The organism is Rhodohalobacter barkolensis (assembly GCF_002834295.1).
Taxonomy (GTDB): Bacteria; Bacteroidota; Rhodothermia; order Balneolales; family Balneolaceae; genus Rhodohalobacter; species Rhodohalobacter barkolensis.
Genome location: NZ_PISP01000002.1, coordinates 236,007 through 254,580, shown reverse-complemented (window position 1 = coordinate 254,580; position 18,574 = coordinate 236,007). Strand labels below are relative to the sequence as shown.

Below are 18,574 nucleotides of genomic sequence, written 5' to 3'. Positions count from 1 at the left end.
TGTATCAACCCGGTTTATTCAATTTAGATTTAGAGTTGACGATGAATCGACTATATTTCGATTGAATGATAACAAACTTCAGCAAATGGGTCTTCAAAAAAAAGTAATCTGGATTACCGGAGCTTCTTCCGGAATTGGGGAAGCTCTTGCGTACGAATTTAACAAAAAAGGAGCACTTTTAATTCTGTCTGCACGCCGTGTAGATGAACTTGAGCGCGTAAAGAGCAACTGTGAGGATGGCGAAGAGAGTGTCAAAATTCTGCCGCTTGATTTAACGGATACTTCAGCAATGAAAGATAAAGTTGAAGAAGCACTCACCATGTTTGGCCATATAGACATGCTCATTAACAACGGTGGAGTTAGCCAAAGGTCCTATGCAGTTGAAACGGAAATGTCTACCGTGCGCCGGGTTATGGAGGTTAATTTTTTTGGCACCGTGGCCCTCACAAAAGCTCTCTTGCCTACACTCATTGAGCAGCAATCAGGACATATTGTAGTAATAAGCAGCGTAATGGGGAAATTTGGCACCAAGTTCCGAAGCACCTACGCTGCCTCAAAACATGCCCTGCATGGATGGTTCGATTCACTGCGCCAAGAGCTTTATGAGCACAACGTCGAGGTAACACTCGTCTGTCCGGGTTACGTTAAAACAGACGTTACAATTAACGCCCTGACCGGCACAGGCGAAAAATTTAACAAAATGGGTAAAGGCCAAAAAAATGCTATGCCGCCCGATGAATTCGCTAAAAAACTGATCCCAAAATTGGCCTCCCGTAAAGAAGAAATCTATTTAGGCGGAGCTGAAATTGTAGGCGTATATCTGAAAAGATGGGTACCAAAGTTATTCAACAAAATCCTGAAACGAGTAAGCGTCACCTGATTCTCAACCCAGACGTTTGCGTTTATTCAGATAGGCCAGGAGTGCAAGATCAAACGGTTTCTGTGTGTCAATCTCTTCAAAATCCACGCCGGCCTCATTACATTCAATTTTGAATTTCTGAGTAAACTCGTCCACTTTCTTTTTGTATGATTCTTTAAACTGTGACGGATTCATCTCCATCTCTTCCCCTGTCTCCATATCCTCAAAAAGGTAACGCCCGTCCGGAAAGTCGAGTTCTCTTTCACTTTTATGCTCCAGAACATTAAACAACAAAACCTCGTGCCGCTGGTGCCGTAAATGCCGCATAGCGGAGATCAAGGAATCGTGACCGCTTACATTTTCAAAAAGATCGGTAATAATCACCACAAGGCTCCTGTTTTTAAGACTTTCTGCCAATGAATGCAGTGCTTCTGCAGAAGCGGATTTCTTTTTGGGTTTGGATTGATTCAATTCAGCCTTCAGCTCTTTTTCAAGTTCCGTAAACAGCAATCTGAGGTGAGTATAGGACGATTTAGCCGGAAACTGTGTTTGGATCTTATCATCAAACAGTACCAGACCGCAAGCATCTCTCTGTCGATGCATCATATACATCAAAGCAGAAGCATAATGGATTGCATACTTCAATTTGCTCCACTCAGCAAAATATTTGTAATTCATAGAACTGCTGATATCCAGAACTACATGAGCCCGGAGATTTGTCTCCGCTTCATATCGCTTCACATAAAAACGTTCGGTTTTGCCATATACCTTCCAGTCAATATGTTTAAAATCATCTCCCTGATTGTAAGGCTTGTGCTCCGCAAACTCTACGCTAAACCCGTGATAAGGACTTTTATGGAGCCCGGATATAAACCCTTCAACAATTCTTCGGGCTTTTATCTCCAGTGGCGCTAACTGTGTTAATATGTCTGAATCCAATAGCATAACAGAACCTATACTTTTTAGACTTTATCGGCAAAAACTGATTTTAATTGTATGCTATATTTGGAAGATGGCTGCGAAATTTCTTACTCTTGTATACTGTAAACTAAGCGATGTAATTTTAACAGGCCAATTGCTCATGGCCTGGCCGAGAGACTTCACTAAAAAACTATAGAAATGAAAAAAATTTACACCTCTGCTGATCAAATCGATTTCACTCTTTCTGATATCCCATCTATGCCTGCACCTAAACAGGTACTAACGGTAAAACCGACTTACTTTGATGTGGAGTATGTGATCAACCCGCATATGAAAGATCACGTGGGCCGCGTGGACAAAATGCAGGCTCTCAATGAGTGGGAACATCTTGTAGATGGATATGAAGAGCTCGGTTTTAATGTTCATCAGTTAGATGGTGTTGAAGGATTACCGGACATGGTTTTCTGTGCCAATCAAAGCCTGCCATTTATCGATGAAGATGGAAATAAGAAAGTGTTGATGAGCATCATGCACTCTCCGGAACGGAAAGATGAAGTTCCGCATATTGAAAAGTGGTACCGACAATTGGGTTATGAGGTTGAATATCTTGACAACTCTCAAGTCGACGATTTTGAAGGCATGGGAGATGCACTTTGGCACTTTAAGAAGAGACTGCTTTGGGGCGGCTACGGTTTTCGCTCATCTTTGAAAGCCTATGACCAGATTTCAGAAAAATTTGACACTCCGGTTGTGGCTCTTGAATTAACCGACGAGAAATTCTATCACCTGGATACCTGCATGGCCATGCTGAATGAAAACAGCGTGTTGATCTATCCTGATGCATTTCAGCAAGAAGGCCTGGATATGATTCACAAACTCTTCGAAAATGTTATTGAAGCCACACAGTATGAAGCTGAGAAATTGTTTGCGGTTAACGCAACTTGTCCGGATGGAAAAAATGTGCTCATCCAGCAGGGATGTACCGACGTAAATCAAAAATTACGTGACGCAGGTTTTTCAGTTCACGAGTACAGTACATTCGAATACATTAAAAGTGGCGGGAGTGTTTTCTGCATGAAAATGCTTCTTTGGTAATTTTCTTGCTTCTTTTTCTGTTTACACCACAGTTTTAAACTTTAACGGAATCGTTCTGCACGCGATTCCGTTTTTTTTATTCTGAATCCTACAACTGAGTAATCCAGTTCAATAAGTCCAACGTTTAACCAATCATCAGTACATTGCGAACACTGTTATTACTTTTCATTTTTTTTCTCTCTCTAAATACATTGCAGGCACAGGTACTTAACGTGGAACGAGTTCGTGCCGATGCCGACACCACCGGCTGGACCGGAGAACTAGGGGCCGATTTCTCACTTAACAAATTTAACGATAGAGTTATAAAAGTAGGCGGACAGGCGAATGCGGCCTACTTTTCTGACAAACACGGATATCTGCTGCTTACAAATATTGACCTTGTAAATGTCGACGGCAATTCACTTGTCAGTAACGGCTACGTACATTTGCGGTCTACACTCCATCGAAAGAATACCCTCTCTCCGGAAGGTTTTGTCCAGTATCAGTACAACGACAATCTGGGTTTGCTAAACCGCGCAATTGCAGGAGTTGGAATTCGATATACGTTTTTATCACAACCCAATTTAATGGGCCGGATCTCCACAGGATTCATGTACGAATTTGAAGAGTGGGGATTAAGTGATGCAGTAACCGTGAAAAATGAATTCATCAAAAGTACAAGCAATATTGTAGTTCGGGGTCAGCTCAACCCACAAACATCCCTCACTATGATTGGCTACTATCAGGCCAGACCTAGTCGATTTTTTAAGCCGCGAGCTACATCAGAAAACCAACTCAATATCAGGATGAGTCGCTCACTCACATTCAGGGTCAGCTTTAGCATGACATATGACGTAGAACCTGTCATTGATGTACCAAACCTGACTTACGAATTGAAAAATGGGATTGTACTGTCATTTTAAAAATGATTGCACCCTAAATACTCATTCCGCTACAACTAAACTTTTCAGTTACAATCAATTTTGGTAACCTTGAAATGATTAATAAAAAAATGTGCTGATGGTTACCAAAATTTACGCTTTTCTTTCAATCATTCTTCTTGGGATACTTCTTTTTACCTATTCACTGCAGCTGGGGCCACTTCCACCGGTCGGATCATTTTTTCATCCGACAAGCGGTTTCTGGGCAAATGCCGAAACAGAGCAGGCAGCAGGTGAAATATCGCTCCAATCGAATGAACTGAATGAACCTGTTGAAGTTTATTTTGATGAACGTCAGGTCCCCCACATCTTCGCACAGAACGACTACGACCTCTACTACACTCAGGGATACATAACCGCTCGCGACCGATTATTCCAGATGGAGCTTCAGATTAGGGCAGCCGGGGGATTTCTTGCCGAGTGGCTGGGGGATGAAATGATCGAATACGATAAAAATCAGCGGCGCCTAGGGATGCTGTACGGTGCAGAAAAAGCAATGGAAGAAATTGGTTCAGATCCCGTTATTTCGAATGCAATAAATGCATATGCAGATGGTGTCAATGCATACATTCAGACTCTCAACTACAAAAATTATCCGGTTGAGTACAAAATATTGGACGTAAAACCTGAGGAGTGGAAACCGATCAATACGGCGCTGCTGCTGAAATACATGACACAGATGCTAGCGGCACGCTCTGAAGATGTTCGCACAAGCAACACAATGGCACACCTCGGTGAGGATTTTGTCAACCGGTTCTTGAGCTCCAGACCGGAACTGATGGATCCAATTGTACCGGAAGGCAGTGAATGGAATTTTGAACCGATGGCAGTACAAAGTCCGGATGAACTGCATCAACCTTCATTTACAGATCAGATTGAACTTTGGCAGCCACACCCATTTAATGGAAGTAACAACTGGGTTGTGGATGGAAGCAAAACTCAAGGCGGCTATCCGATTCTCTCTAACGACATGCACCTGAATATGAGTATGCCCTCTATCTGGTATGAAGTTCAGCTTCACACACCGGATCAGAATGCGTATGGTGTCAGTCTTCAGGGCACGCCCACCATTATCGTAGGTTTCAATGATCATATTGCCTGGGGATCAACAAATACCGGTGCAGATGTAATGGACTGGTATGAAATTACATTCCAGGATGAGGATAGAACGCATTATCTCCATGATGGTGAATGGCTCCCAACTACTGAGCGAATTGAGGTTATTCAATCAAAATCGGGTCACGCCGTACAGGATACGATTCTTTTTACACATCACGGACCTGTATATGAAACACGTGAAGAGACTCCGATCAGCCAAACCATTCAGCAAGACCATGCACTTAAATGGATCGGACACGAACCTTCGAACGAACTCCTGACCTTCTACAAACTGAATCGCGGAGAAAACTACGAAGATTTTAAAGAAGCCTTTAAAACGTATAAAGCGCCCGCTCAGAATATGAACTATGCCGGAACAGATGGAAACATAGCTATTCAAACCGGTGGGAAATTTCCGCTGAAATGGGAGTTTCAGGGCAGAACTGTAAGCGACGGTTCCGACTCCAGGTACGATTGGAATGAGTACATTCCCTATGATCACAATCCATTTTCACTCAATCCCGACCGTGGATATCTGAGTGCAGCAAACCAGTACCCCGTCGATGAAAACTATCCATACTATCTGGGTGAATCTTTTGCACCTTTCGAACGAGGCAGAAGAATTAACGATCGGCTGGCCGAAGTGGGAAACATTACAGTTGAAGATTTCAGCGACTTGTTGATGGACTCCTACAGCTATCATGCTGAGCGCGCCCTGCCTCCCATGCTCGCAGCTCTGAATAATCAACAGCTCGATGAAACTGAGACAAATCTTATTGATAAACTCAACGGCTGGGATTACCTCAACAAAGGTGAACTGGTTGCTCCCACTGTTTTCAGGGAGTGGTGGCGTGAACTCTACAGTGCTATCTGGTCAAACAAATTTGATTCAGATATCCCAATGCGGACTCCCGAACGCGACGTAACAGTAGATTTGCTTGTCAGCAATCCACAGTCGTCCTGGTTTGATAATCCGGAAACGGATCAAACAGAAGAGTTTAATGACCTTGTATATCCCGCATTTCAACAAGCTGTTCAGAATTTAAAAGAACGATTCGGTGTTGAACCGGACGAGTGGATGTGGGGACATTACAACAACACAAATTTGAACCATCTGGGCCAAATTCCCGGCATGGGAGTTTACGACTTATTCACCGACGGAAGTAATGAGTCGGTCAATGCAGTTTGGGGGAGTCACGGCCCGTCATGGAGAATGGTGGTTGAACTCGATCCAAACGGAGTTCGAGGCTACGGTGTCTATCCGGGCGGACAGAGTGGTAATCCGGGCTCAAAATCTTATGACGCTTTTGTTGAGTCTTGGACAACCGGTGAACTATTTGAGCTTAATTTCCTGCCAGAAATTCCTTCTGACAGTGAAAATTACCCACTGGTCATTCGTTTTGGTGACTCTTGAATTTTCCGGCCGTATGAAACTTATCATCTTCCAAATGCTTTCTATACATACAGTTGATGATTTCCCTAAAGCTAATTCATGGATGATATAGAATTCAAATCGCCACCGGTAAGGAATAATCCTGAGGGTGAGGAGCGAAAAGTTGGGTATGAGTTTGAGTTTACCGGAGTTTCCATGGAAACTGTAGCTCATATGCTGCAGGAATTATATGGAGGAGACGTTCATCAAATTTCAACTTATGAGTACTCCATAACAGACACTTCACTCGGCACATTTAAGCTCGAGCTTGACGCCCAGCTACTGAGAGAAAAAAAGTATGAGGAGTTTTTCCAAAAAATCGGAATTGATCTCAGTTCCTATAAACGTAAAGAATCCCTCGAGGACTCATTAAAAGATATGGCATCCTCTGTAGTGCCGTTTGAAATCATTACACCACCTATCCCACTTTCAAAAATGGGCCGGCTTACCAAAATGGTAGATAAACTTCGCAAGCACGAAGCAAAGGGAACCGGAAGTTCGTTTGTTTATGCATTTGGCCTTCATCTGAATCCTGAAGTTCCTGATTACTCCGTCAGTAGTATTTTAAATCACCTGAAAGCCTATATACTGCTCGATAATTGGATTCGAAAAGATTCAAAAATCAATCTTAGTCGCAGGCTTACACCTTTTATCAATGAGTATGAAGAAAATTATATCCAGCACATTCTAAATCCTGATTATAAGCCTGATCTTGAGCAGTTTATTCGTGACTACTTTGAGTTTGGAAATTCCCGCAATCGACCTCTTGATCTGCTGCCGCTTTTCATGTATTTGAACAAAAATCTGACCTCCTCGCTCATCAAAGATACATTAACCTCATCGCGCCCTACTTATCACTACAGACTGCCAAACTGCTCTCTTGAAGATGAGAATTGGTTTTTGGCTCAAGAGTGGAATCGATGGGTATTGGTTGAAAAATTGGCATCAGATAAAAAATCACTCAATCAGTATGCAAGAGCCTATTTAAAAATGAAGCGAGATACTCTGATCCGTTTTGAAAATAAATGGATTAAACTAATGGATCGATGGGTAAAAGATGTTCAATAAAAAAAGGCCCAAAATTGGAATAACCGGACCGGATCATGGGGGCGGAGCAGCGTGGTTTTTTACCTCACTATCCGTGCGTCTTGCAGGCGGTTCTCCACTTCGGATTACACCGAGTAAGCCCGCTAAAATAGACCAAATTGACGGACTCATTTTAGGAGGCGGCGCCGATGTTGAACCCAAAAAATATGGCCAGGAACGGATAGAAAGATCCGTTTTAGTTAAAGATAGACGAACCATTTTTGAATGGATACTATCGATTATCCTATTCCCAATCTATTGGATCGGTCGATATTTCCGTTCCACTAAAACAGCCCCGATCGATATTAAAAGAGACAAGCTTGAGCTCACTCTGCTTGAACAAGCTCTTCAGCTTAATAAACCGGTACTTGGAATTTGCCGCGGAATGCAACTGATGAACGTTCATTTTATGGGTACGCTGCATCAGGATATCAGTGGATTTTATACAGAAAGACCTCAAATCGCTTCTATTTTTCCTAAAAAAAGAGTCCGGATTAAGAAGAATTCAAAGCTGAATAACATACTTGGCACGGATATCTGCAATGTTAATGCACTTCACAACCAGGCCATTCATGAACCCGGACAGGGAGTTCAATTGGTGGCAAAAGAGCTTCATACAGGGATAACCCAGGGATTGGAACATTCCGATTATCCATTTGTAATCGGCGTTCAGTGGCATCCGGAGTATTTGATTCAAATCAAGAGGCAAAGAAATGTTTTTAAAGAACTCGTTAAACATGCCCGCTAATCACCAATCATTCTGAGATTTGTTCTTTATCCGTTACTTTCCGGATAAGAAATCCAACTCCGATGAAGCTGAATCAATCTTTACTTTTATTATTAGCTGTGGTGATTTTCAGCGGTTGTCTGAAGTCTACACACGATCTATACCCTGAAGATCCGGACCTTCGATCCATTCCGGTTTACATTGTGAGCCATGGATGGCATGCAGGAATTGCAATTGAATCGGAATATATCGTCAACCAGATTCCCGATCATCCGGATATGCCTGATACTAATTATTTAAAATTTGGATGGGGAGATGCCAGATACTACTCCGATCTTGAGGCTGGCTTTTGGCTGATGATGCGTGCAGCGTTACTGCCAACAAAAAGCGCAGTACACATCGTGGGTTTTGATAGTCCGGTAGAGCACTATTTTTCGGGCAGTAAAGTCGTTAAGATTAAAATCACTGAAGAGGGAGCATCCGAACTTGGTAAATTTGTTCGGGAGTCCATTAAAGTAGATGATAACGATCAACCCATATTTTACGGTGAGGGCCTCTACCGGAATAGTCTGTTTTTTGAATCGGACCGAACCTATATCCTACCAAGAACATCCAACAAATGGACGGCAAAAGCTTTGCGAAAAACCGGCTACCCCATTTCGCCTTTTTATGCATTTACTTCAGACAACGTCATTCAACAGGCCTCCAAGGAGGGGACTGTCATCCAGGAGTAAATCGCAGAATTTAAATTTTATCCCAAAGCAACATCCAGCGTCATCATTAATACAAATCCAACCATGGTACCCAGGGTTGCCAAATCCGTATTCCCATGCAGTTGAGATTCCGGGACCAACTCCTCTACAACAACATAGATCATGGCGCCGGCAGCGAATGCCAAGGCAAAAGGCAAAATGGGTTGGACAAATATAACTGCAAGTGCACCTAAGACGGCAAAAGCCGGTTCAACCGCACCGGAGAGTTGTCCATAAAAAAAGCTTTTCCCCGTTCCCACACCTTCTCGCCTCAGTGGGACAGAAACGGCTGTTCCTTCAGGTAGATTCTGAATTCCTATACCCATTGCCAATACAATTGCGCCGGCTATAGTGGCTGTTCCAGTTGGATCAATTCCCGTAGCCGCTGCACCGAAAAGCACACCGATTGCCAGTCCTTCGGGAATATTATGCAGTGTGATCGCAAGGACCAAAAGAGTAGATCTCCTCCAACTTGTACTTACACCTTCTGCATCAGATCTTGGCAAGCCAATGTGGAGGTGAGGCAAATAAGCATCACAAACTCTCAGGAAAAGGCCTCCTACTAAAAATCCTGTTGCAGCAGGAATCCAGCCAATTCCTCCCATTGCTTCCGTCATTTCAATGGCAGGAATGATTAGCGACCAAACACTGGCGGCAATCATAACCCCGGCTGCAAATCCTAGCATGCTGTCCAAAGTTTTTTGGCCAACATTTTTTGTCATAAATACAACGGCAGCGCCCAATGCTGTCATTCCCCATGTAAAAAGTCCTCCAATGAGGGCTTGAATCATAGGGTTTAGTTCAAAAAACCATTTGGGAATTAGTTCCATAACTCTTTTTGATTTGAATATACAATTATTTAGCCTTGACTAAATATATAAACTTTTTATCAAAATGCCTTATCAGGGATAATACAAAAACTTCTTCATCTGTTTTAAAAAGAAAAGTTCCGGGGATGTAATGAGCCCTAAAAAATCGTATCTTTATTAGATATGAGTATTTGGAGTTTAAACGGTCTGTTTTATGCTTTTTTTAACGTGCAACTGAACCGTTTTTCAAAAAACATTGTTTGCTCAATAAATCATTTTTAAGCTATAAAATTATTCCCATTTCATGAAGATTTCATTTGATAAAGAGCGTTTTGCAAATCGCCACATCGGTCCTGACGATCATCAAATAAAAGAGATGCTGGAGGTTTCCGGAGCGGAATCTGTTAAACAGCTATTAGACGAAACTATTCCTCAAAATATTAGACTCGAGCAACCGCTGGATTTACCTGAACCTCTGAGTGAAGTAGACTACATCGAGCACATCAAAGAGACAGCCTCCAAGAACAAGATTTTCAAATCCTACATTGGGATGGGGTATTATGATACTGTAACCCCTCATGTCATCCTGAGAAATGTTTTGGAAAATCCGGGATGGTACACGGCTTATACTCCTTACCAAGCAGAAATTGCCCAGGGCAGACTTGAAGCTCTAATCAACTTTCAGACAATGGTTTCTGATCTGACCGGAATGGAATTGGCTAACGCCTCTCTGCTTGACGAAGGCACAGCTGCAGCTGAAGCAGCTTCAATGCTTCACGGTCGCAGAAAAGGGAAAAAGCGGAAATCCGCAAATACACTGTTTGTTTCAGAAAATTGCCATCCTCAAACGCTCTCCGTTCTAAAAAACAGAATGGAACCGTTAGAAATTGCCATCAAGGTTGGTAAACCTGAAGATCTGGATGTAACGGATCCAAACTTATTTGCAATCTTATTACAATATCCTGACACCTTTGGATCTGTTAACGATTTTTCATCCCTGATTGAAGCTGCTCACGAAAATAGTGTGTACGTAGCTGTTGCCGCAGACTTGATGTCGCTAACACTTCTCACTCCTCCCGGTGAAATGGGAGCCGATGTGGTTGTTGGATCCACACAGCGATTTGGTGTCCCCATGGGTTACGGGGGACCACATGCCGCATTTTTCGCAACCCGAGAGGAATTCAAACGACAGATTCCGGGACGGATTATCGGGGTTTCTCAGGATACTGAAGGAAATGTAGCTTACAGAATGGCGCTTCAAACCCGGGAACAGCATATCCGACGTGAAAAAGCGACCTCCAATATTTGTACGGCCCAGGTACTCCTTGCTGTTATCGCCGGGTTTTATGCCGTATACCACGGACCACAAGGATTGAAAAGAATTGCTTCAAAAATTCACGGTCTTACAAAATTGACTGCCAAAGGGTTGAAAAACCTCGGCTTTTCTATTGTAAATAATCACTACTTCGATACCATCACTTTATCAGGTATCGACTCATCCACAATTGAAAAGATTAAACAGCTGGCTCTGCAGAAAAAGGTAAACTTTCGCTATGCAAATGGTTTGATCGGTATCTCATTTGATGAAACCAAACATCTTGAAGATGCTGAAGAAGTTTTGAAAATCTTTGAAGAAGCAAGTGATAATGTACTTTCCTTCGACCTTCGAAAAGAGGCCGAAAATGTAGAAGTAAATTATCCTGAAAATCTAAGTAGAACTTCATCCTATCTCGAACATCCGGTATTTAATCAGTATCACTCCGAACATGAGATGCTGCGCTATTTGAAAGAACTGGAAAACCGTGACCTGGATTTAACACATTCGATGATCTCTCTGGGTTCTTGCACTATGAAGCTCAATGCAACGGCTGAAATGATCCCTTTAACCTGGCCGGAATTTGGTAAAATTCATCCATTTGTTCCGTTTGATCAAGCCAAGGGATATCATCAATTATTTGAGGAACTGGAAGATTGGTTGTCAGAAATTACCGGTTTTGACGCCGTATCCCTTCAGCCTAACTCCGGTGCTCAAGGCGAGTATGCCGGCTTGATGACTATTCGCGGATATCATCATGCCAATGGTGATCTTAAGCGCAACGTAACGATTGTCCCTTCTTCAGCACATGGGACGAATCCTGCAAGTGCAGTTATGGCAGGAATGGATGTTGTTGTTACCAAGTGCGATGAAAATGGTAACATTGATCTGGTTGATCTCCGTGAGAAAGCTGAAAAATACAGCGACAGACTCTCTGCCTTAATGGTTACCTACCCATCCACACACGGCGTGTTTGAGGAGGACATCAAAGAGATTTGTGATGTCATTCATAATCATGGCGGGCTCGTGTATATGGACGGAGCCAATATGAATGCCCAAGTGGGTTACACCTCACCCGCTCAAATCGGTGCGGATGTATGCCACCTCAATCTGCACAAAACATTTACCATTCCACACGGTGGCGGCGGACCCGGCATGGGGCCAATCGGAGTTGTAGAAAAACTCAAGCCGTTCCTTCCGGGGCATGATGTGGTTCAAGCCGGTTCAGATCAGTCTATTCCGGCTGTTGCAGCCGCTGCCTGGGGAAGTGCAAGTATTCTTACAATTTCACACGCCTACATTCGAATGATGGGAGCAGACGGACTGACAAAAGCTACCGAAGCTGCCATACTGAATGCGAACTATCTCAAGGATCGGCTCAAAGATCACTATCCGGTTCTCTATACCGGAAAAAGCGGACGTTCAGCTCATGAGTTTATCATTGATGTTCGCGGATTTAAGCAGAGTGCGGGAATTGACGCACCTGATGTAGCCAAACGTTTGATGGATTACGGATTCCATGCTCCGACGATGTCTTTCCCTGTTCCCGGCACACTGATGATAGAGCCTACAGAAAGTGAGTCAAAAGAGGAATTGGACCGATTCTGTGATGCGATGATCGGAATCAGAAATGAAATTAAAGATATCGAAGAAGGCAGGGCCGATTCTGAAGATAATGTTCTGAAAAATGCACCTCACACCATGCGCGTTATCGCATCAGGCGAGTGGACTCATCCATACACGCGTGAGGAAGCAGTCTTTCCTCTGCCTCAGCTGCGTTTCAATAAGTTCTGGCCGGCCGTTAGTCGGGTTGACGATGCCTATGGCGACCGAAATCTTGTTTGTTCGTGTCTGCCTATTGAAGAATATGCTGAGGGCCAGGAACCGGCAGCAGTCTGAATCGTCTAATTTTAAAGGGCTCAATAAGAGTTGAGCCCTTTTATTAACAAATTCTCATCAATGATCAGCTAATTTATGCAATGCTAACTGAACCTGAGTAGCTTTTCATGTACTTTTATAAAAAATACTCTTAGGTGATTAATCATTATGAATAAAAAAGTTGTCATCGTTGAAGACGATCGTTTGCTCTCCATTGTTTTAAAGAAAATGGCCAATTCGATAGGCTATGATGTACTTGCAACATGTCCCGGTGGGCGTAATGCGATTGAAACTGTTGAAAAAATGAATCCTGATCTTGTTATCATGGATATCATGCTGGCAGATAACGTATCCGGTATTGAAGCGATGAAGTCTATTCGAACTCATTCGAATGTGCCGGTTGTTTATATCACGGCTCAAAATGATGCGCGAATCAGACAGGAAGCCGTAACGGTCACCAATTCTGCATACCTGCTAAAACCGGTAAAGGTTAATCAACTGCAGGAAGCTATTCAAACGGTTCAGTTTGCAGCCTGATTCCAACCCGGCAACTCAATTATTCGATCATCTTTTTCTAAAGGTTCAGATTTAGTCTCTGAACCTTTTCTTCTTTGCATCTCATTCAGCAGCCAAATACCGGTTTCTGCCTCTATATCCCGAACTGAAAATGACTTTCCCCGGTCGCCGGATGCTACATAGATCTCTGCCGTACACAATTTACGCCAACGCTGAAATGGACTCTGACTAATGGTAAGGTTCTGTACTCTATTCCTATTAATAAAAGCTGTAGACTTGGATAGAGTTCTGCTCCTGAAGATAAATGCTCCTTTTGCCCATGCAACTGCGGCAGCTCTGTATTTTAACCATCCCCAGAATAGTGCCAGCAGAGGAATAATCCATATCCAGTTATTCAATTCAAGCCAGAAGTATAACACCGCAGTAGCTGCTGTTACGAGAAATGTAGATCGAAACAGATAACGTCTCAATGATCGTTTAGGCAGTGCAAGCCCGGACATCTCTTTCTGATAAGAGGGAACCACCTCATCCAGTAGAGAAAGTACCTCAGATTTTTTCACCAGAGGAAACAGTACAATTGAACCGGTACCTGCCTCGTCTCCGTAACCTGCACTTTCCAGATGAACCGATGCATAGCCCAAGGGTTGACGTATCATCCCCTCTGCAACATGAATAGCCTGAATTCGATTATATGGCACCGTCACTCTTTTCTTCTCAAAAACCCCCCGTGTAATAACCATTTCATTCTCCTTAACTGTAAGGTTGAAATTCCCATAACTAAACAGTGTGCTAAAGAATGAAAGCAGCCATGCAAATACTACAAATATGACGATAACAGTCAGGAAAAAAATGAAATCGGTTTGGGAAGGCAGGGTTTCAAATAGATACTCAAAAAGTTCAGATTCACTGATCAGAGGTTCGATTTGTGAAAAAACTGTAGCTAAAATTGAGAGAGCAATTCCAAAACTTCCTGAGGTGGAGGCAGCAATAAGCAACTCCTTAGCGGGTAATTTAAACTCTTTATGGGGCTTCTCTTCCGGCTTGAATTGTTGATCCTCTGATTCATCAGCATACTCGTCGGCCCGAAGCAAGCGGTTAATTTCCTGCGCTTTTTGAATTGTGATTGCGTCAATTGCAGCTTCCCGGGATGTTGAACCGGCCGTCTGGATATCAACTCTTACCAGACCGAACATTCTTTGCAGTACACCGGATGTAATATCAATAACCTGCACCCTGTCTTTTGACAGATAGAGGTTTTTCCTTACAAATACTCCACTTTTGATATGCAATTCACCATTTTCAACTTTAAACAGAAATCTCCACCAATTGGCCACTCCCACTATAAGCAGAAATGCAAAACCTCCGCCTATCCACCATAGAAAAGGAAAACTTTCACTTCGGGCACCCACGACCAGAAAGACAATAATGGTAATCAGGTTTCCTCTAATTAAACTGAGAGCCCTGCTAACCGCTGCTACCGGGTGCTGTCTCTGAAATTCAAACATCTTCTTCAGCCAGACGTGCATATTTGGAAATCTGATCCCGAACACGATCGGCAATAACCTCATCCAATGCAGGAATCTCATGCGTTGTAGCTGCCGTTGAAATTGTAACCGAGGCAAGGTTATACCAGCGTAATAGAGGTCCTTGACGGGTATCCACATGCTGGACTCGACTTAGCGGTATCAGCGTTCGGTTTTTTATCAATACTCCTCTCTTTAAGTCAATCTCCTTTGCATCTACAGCATAGCGCCAGTTCTTCCAACTTAAATATGGCAGCACAGCAACTGAAAAAACCCATATTAAAGCGATGATTACAGATGAAGTAACAACTATCCAAAAGTGAAATGATTCCATTCCAAACACAGCCGCATAAACTGCCGGGATACCAAAGAAAAACAGATTCCCGATAGAGCTTCCCAATTGCCAGACTCTGATAGCCCGGGGAGGTAATTTGTGAAATGGAGTATTCTTCATAAAACTTGCTGTTATGTGAGCACTAAAACTACACGATTATCGAGAGATATAACAGGATTTTTAATACCGGTTTGATGCGGGTATTTCGAATCTCGATCGCATAAAAAAAGCCACCGCCGATACTATCGGGATGGCTCTAAAATAGTGTGGTAGACTTTATCAGTCTTTGTTTTTTATATCCTGGATCTCAAGTCGGATTTCCTGAGAGAGCTTTTTCAGGTCTTGCAGTTGTTTACGGGCACGAGTACCTGCAGCCTTATTACCTTTGTTATAAAACTTGTCAAGATCGCCTTCCAACTCTGCTGTCAGGTTTTTGATTTCGTCCATTCTGCTCATATCAATATTCCATTTAGTTAGTAATTAATCTGATGAGATTTCCCATCTTGTTTTTAAGTGCAAAGACTTTTTTTCCATCCCTGTACTGTAATCGGCTTAATTTAACATATTAGGGGATAAAACCTACCTTTTTTTCAAATTTTCTAAGAAAAATGGCGGAAAATCTGCTGTTAAATTTTCACTCCCTGTTATCGTGATACCAGTCCGCTGCCTTTTCGCCTCTGTGTTGGTCTACAAACAGACAAACCACAATAGCAATGAGGAAAAGAAATGCGCAAAAGAGTACAGATTGCTGGAGTCCAAATTCGGCCTGTAAAAGTCCTAAACCAATAATCCCGAATACACCGGCAATCTTATTTGAGAGTCCCCAAAAGCCAAAAAATTCTGCTGATTTCTGTTCCGGGCTAAACAATCCAACCAATGCCCGGCTGGCTGATTGACTAGAACCCAGGCTCAATCCCGCTATAATACCGATATAGAGAAAAACATATTGTGCTTCGAATTCCGTGCTAAATGTCAGATTTATCCAATCGGTAATGTCTGTTACTGCCCATATTCCTAAAACCCCCAAAAACCAGAGCAGCAGTGTGATATTGTACGTTGTTTTTGCGCCTATACGATCTTGTAAGAAACCAAAGGAGAATGCTCCGATTGCCGCAGTGATCTGTACTACTACAAACATTAAAACCCGAACGGTTTCATTCCATTTCACAACCTGATCACCGTAAATAAATGCAAACGAGATAACGATATATATTCCTGCCATTGCAAAAAAAACCGAGATAAGGAAGATGGCCAGATCGCGAAATTCGCCGATCTCTTTCATGGTATCTCCTAACCGTTTAAAACCCATCGAAACGAAAGTCTCACCGGCAGGCAACTCCTTTCGGGCTCCGGGCTCTTTAACCCAAAGAAATGTAGGGATGGCCGTTAGCATAAAAAACAGAGCTGCATACGGGCCAACCCATCGTATACGCTCAAAATTTTCTGCAGTAGCATCTCCCAGGTAAACAATTACAAACCCGGCAGCTACCAATCCGCCTATATATCCCAGCGCCCAGCCAAATCCTGAAATTTTCCCAAGGTCGCGTGGCGGTCCGAGACTGGGAAGAAATGATGCAATAAAGTTTTCCCCAATGGAGTAGGCAAAATTAGAGATAATAATTAAAATCACTCCAAGAACAACCAGGCCGGGTTCAACAAAATAGAGTAAGGCCGTAGCAAAAATCGTTAGCAAGTAGCTATAAAAAAGAAACTTTTTCTTTAACGCCGAATAATCCATGATTGCACCAAAAATGGGCCCTGAAAGCACAACCAAAAAGTAGCTGACAGAAAGCGCAATACTCCACAGCAAATTCCCCAGCCGGAAATCATTATCAGCATCGCCCACAATTACGGTGGTAAACAGTACAGGGAAAATCACTGTGATGATAAGCAGCGTGTATGCCTGATTTGCAAAATCAAACATTGCCCACCCAAATATTTCTTTATTGGATGCACGAGGGGTTTCTTTACGGGCTCTTCTCATTCTGTCGAGATATCATTGTTATTGGCAACTACTCTGTTTAGAGATACTTTTGTGATTCTGCAACCGCCAAAGCATCCACATGGTTATTGAGCTCATTGTCGGAATGTCCTTTCACTTTGATCCAGCTGACCTTATGCGGCTGAGCTGCTTTCAACATTTCCTGCCAAAGCTCTTTGTTCTCAACCGGCTTTTTATTCGATTTTTTCCAACCACGTTTTTGCCAGTTTTCTATCCAGCCATGTGTAAATGCATTGATAATCAGAGCACTGTCGCTATGTATCTTTACATGACATCTTTTGTTCAGGGCTTTAAGACCCTCAATAACTGCTCTCATCTCCATACGATTGTTGGTCGTCTCGGGCGCGCCTCCGCTGAGCTCCTTGCGCTTTCCATTCCACATCAGCAGTGCTCCCCACCCTCCCGGTCCGGGATTTCCACTGCATGCTCCATCTGTATAGAGGATAACTTCGGGTAATTTATCAGACATATCTGACGGTAATTCTATTTAAGTTTTCTTTTAATTCAGATGCTTTTTCAGAAACCAACTCCGACCAGTTTTCCTCATCTCCTCCTGCATAAATAATACCTCGAGATGAGTTAACAACCGGAATACCGGTATGCCTGTCCAGCGCTTTATCTAATTCCACAATGGATCCCCCCTGAGCTCCAATGCCGGGAATCAATAAATTTGATTGCGGAAAAGCATTTAACACGGGCGCAATGGATTCGATTTGTGTGGCACCAACAACCATTCCAATGTGTGTTGAACAAACGGACTGCTTTTTTGACAGTTCCTCCGAAATATACTCCCCGAGCGACAATCGCCCCTGGAACCGGCGTTGCAGAAAGTCTGCTGAACCGGAATTTGAAGTCAACGCTAAAACATAAACCCCTTTTGAAGAGTCATTCATAAACGGATCTAATGTATCCAGACCCATTAATGGATTCAGTGTTATAGCATCATTCTGATAGCGATCGAAGTATGTTCGTTTATACATCGATGCCGTATTTCCAATGTCGCCCCGTTTAGCATCCGCTATCACAATTCGGTTGGAGGGTATTACATCCAAAAGCTTTTCAAATGCTTCCCAGCCGGGCACGCCCAATGCCTCAAAAAAAGCGACATTTGGTTTAAAAGCACAAGCATGAACTTTAGTAGACTCAACTACTCTTCTGCAAAATTCGAAAATCAGTTCAGCGTCATCTTTATATTGGTTCCGCAATGTTTGCGGTATATTTTCAGGAACCGGATCCAGCCCCACACAAAGAATAGAATTTGAAGATTTTACTGAACGCTTTAGTTTTTCTGTGTAATTCATAAATGG

At 42.9% G+C, this 18,574-nt stretch carries 17 protein-coding genes; 9 read left to right on the top strand and 8 right to left on the bottom strand.

Features of this window, described 5'->3' with window-relative positions:
- The first annotated feature begins 61 nt into the window (after positions 1-61).
- A complete protein-coding gene (locus CWD77_RS08745; RefSeq protein WP_240596743.1) occupies positions 62-880 on the top strand; it encodes an SDR family oxidoreductase in 819 nt (272 codons plus the stop codon).
- Between the two features lie 3 nt (positions 881-883).
- Here the strand turns inward: CWD77_RS08745 and CWD77_RS08740 are convergent, their stop codons facing one another.
- The gene (locus CWD77_RS08740; RefSeq protein ID WP_101073187.1) at positions 884-1,804 is read right to left on the bottom strand and encodes a DUF58 domain-containing protein; all 921 of its coding nucleotides are present in this window, start codon (positions 1,802-1,804) and stop codon (positions 884-886) included.
- 174 nt (positions 1,805-1,978) lie between these two features.
- Between CWD77_RS08740 and CWD77_RS08735 the strand changes: the two genes are divergently transcribed.
- The 6 genes from CWD77_RS08735 to CWD77_RS08710 all read left to right on the top strand — a co-directional run bounded on the left by CWD77_RS08735 (position 1,979) and on the right by CWD77_RS08710 (position 8,872).
- Entirely contained in the window at positions 1,979-2,875 is an 897-nt protein-coding gene (locus tag CWD77_RS08735; RefSeq protein WP_101073186.1) for a dimethylarginine dimethylaminohydrolase family protein, read from the top strand.
- A 143-nt stretch (positions 2,876-3,018) separates the two neighbouring features.
- Entirely contained in the window at positions 3,019-3,777 is a 759-nt protein-coding gene (locus CWD77_RS08730; RefSeq protein ID WP_165779116.1) for a DUF481 domain-containing protein, read from the top strand.
- Between the two features lie 97 nt (positions 3,778-3,874).
- Complete coding sequence (locus tag CWD77_RS08725; RefSeq protein ID WP_101073184.1) at positions 3,875-6,307, top strand: penicillin acylase family protein; 2,433 nt, start codon at positions 3,875-3,877, stop codon at positions 6,305-6,307.
- 78 nt (positions 6,308-6,385) lie between these two features.
- Positions 6,386-7,393 (top strand): amidoligase family protein, encoded by a 1,008-nt coding sequence (locus tag CWD77_RS08720; RefSeq protein WP_101073183.1) that lies wholly within the window; start codon positions 6,386-6,388, stop codon positions 7,391-7,393.
- On the top strand, positions 7,383-8,159 hold the full coding sequence (locus CWD77_RS08715) for a gamma-glutamyl-gamma-aminobutyrate hydrolase family protein (RefSeq protein WP_101073182.1): 777 nt from the start codon (positions 7,383-7,385) through the stop codon (positions 8,157-8,159). The genes CWD77_RS08720 and CWD77_RS08715 overlap by 11 nt, the downstream gene beginning before the upstream one ends.
- Positions 8,160-8,221: 62 nt before the next feature.
- The gene (locus CWD77_RS08710; RefSeq protein WP_101073181.1) at positions 8,222-8,872 is read left to right on the top strand and encodes a DUF2459 domain-containing protein; all 651 of its coding nucleotides are present in this window, start codon (positions 8,222-8,224) and stop codon (positions 8,870-8,872) included.
- A 17-nt stretch (positions 8,873-8,889) separates the two neighbouring features.
- On the opposite strand, the gene CWD77_RS08705 is transcribed toward CWD77_RS08710, so the two are convergent.
- Positions 8,890-9,720 (bottom strand): ZIP family metal transporter, encoded by an 831-nt coding sequence (locus CWD77_RS08705; RefSeq protein ID WP_101073180.1) that lies wholly within the window; start codon positions 9,718-9,720, stop codon positions 8,890-8,892.
- A gap of 283 nt (positions 9,721-10,003) precedes the next feature.
- Here CWD77_RS08705 and gcvP point away from each other — a divergent pair, with 283 nt between their 5' ends.
- Both gcvP and CWD77_RS08695 read left to right on the top strand, forming a co-directional pair.
- The gene (gene gcvP / locus CWD77_RS08700) at positions 10,004-12,913 is read left to right on the top strand and encodes an aminomethyl-transferring glycine dehydrogenase (protein WP_101073179.1); all 2,910 of its coding nucleotides are present in this window, start codon (positions 10,004-10,006) and stop codon (positions 12,911-12,913) included.
- 147 nt (positions 12,914-13,060) lie between these two features.
- Positions 13,061-13,429, top strand: coding sequence for a response regulator (locus CWD77_RS08695; RefSeq protein WP_101073178.1), 369 nt, complete (start codon positions 13,061-13,063; stop codon positions 13,427-13,429).
- On the opposite strand, the gene CWD77_RS08690 is transcribed toward CWD77_RS08695, so the two are convergent.
- The 6 genes from CWD77_RS08690 to pyrF all read right to left on the bottom strand — a co-directional run bounded on the left by CWD77_RS08690 (position 13,414) and on the right by pyrF (position 18,568).
- On the bottom strand, positions 13,414-14,934 hold the full coding sequence (locus tag CWD77_RS08690) for a PH domain-containing protein (RefSeq protein ID WP_165779115.1): 1,521 nt from the start codon (positions 14,932-14,934) through the stop codon (positions 13,414-13,416). The two genes, CWD77_RS08695 and CWD77_RS08690, sit on opposite strands and share 16 nt — an antisense overlap.
- On the bottom strand, positions 14,906-15,385 hold the full coding sequence (locus tag CWD77_RS08685) for a PH domain-containing protein (protein ID WP_101073176.1): 480 nt from the start codon (positions 15,383-15,385) through the stop codon (positions 14,906-14,908). The genes CWD77_RS08690 and CWD77_RS08685 overlap by 29 nt, the downstream gene beginning before the upstream one ends.
- Positions 15,386-15,544: 159 nt before the next feature.
- Positions 15,545-15,721, bottom strand: a complete 177-nt coding sequence (locus tag CWD77_RS08680) for a histone H1 (protein ID WP_101073175.1) — start codon at positions 15,719-15,721, stop codon at positions 15,545-15,547.
- A 178-nt stretch (positions 15,722-15,899) separates the two neighbouring features.
- Complete coding sequence (locus CWD77_RS08675) at positions 15,900-17,249, bottom strand: MFS transporter (RefSeq protein WP_101073174.1); 1,350 nt, start codon at positions 17,247-17,249, stop codon at positions 15,900-15,902.
- Between the two features lie 37 nt (positions 17,250-17,286).
- Positions 17,287-17,736, bottom strand: a complete 450-nt coding sequence (rnhA, locus tag CWD77_RS08670; protein ID WP_101073173.1) for a ribonuclease HI — start codon at positions 17,734-17,736, stop codon at positions 17,287-17,289.
- Positions 17,729-18,568, bottom strand: a complete 840-nt coding sequence (gene pyrF, locus CWD77_RS08665) for an orotidine-5'-phosphate decarboxylase (RefSeq protein ID WP_101073172.1) — start codon at positions 18,566-18,568, stop codon at positions 17,729-17,731. Before pyrF ends, rnhA begins: the two co-directional genes overlap by 8 nt.
- Between the last annotated feature and the right edge of the window lie 6 nt (positions 18,569-18,574).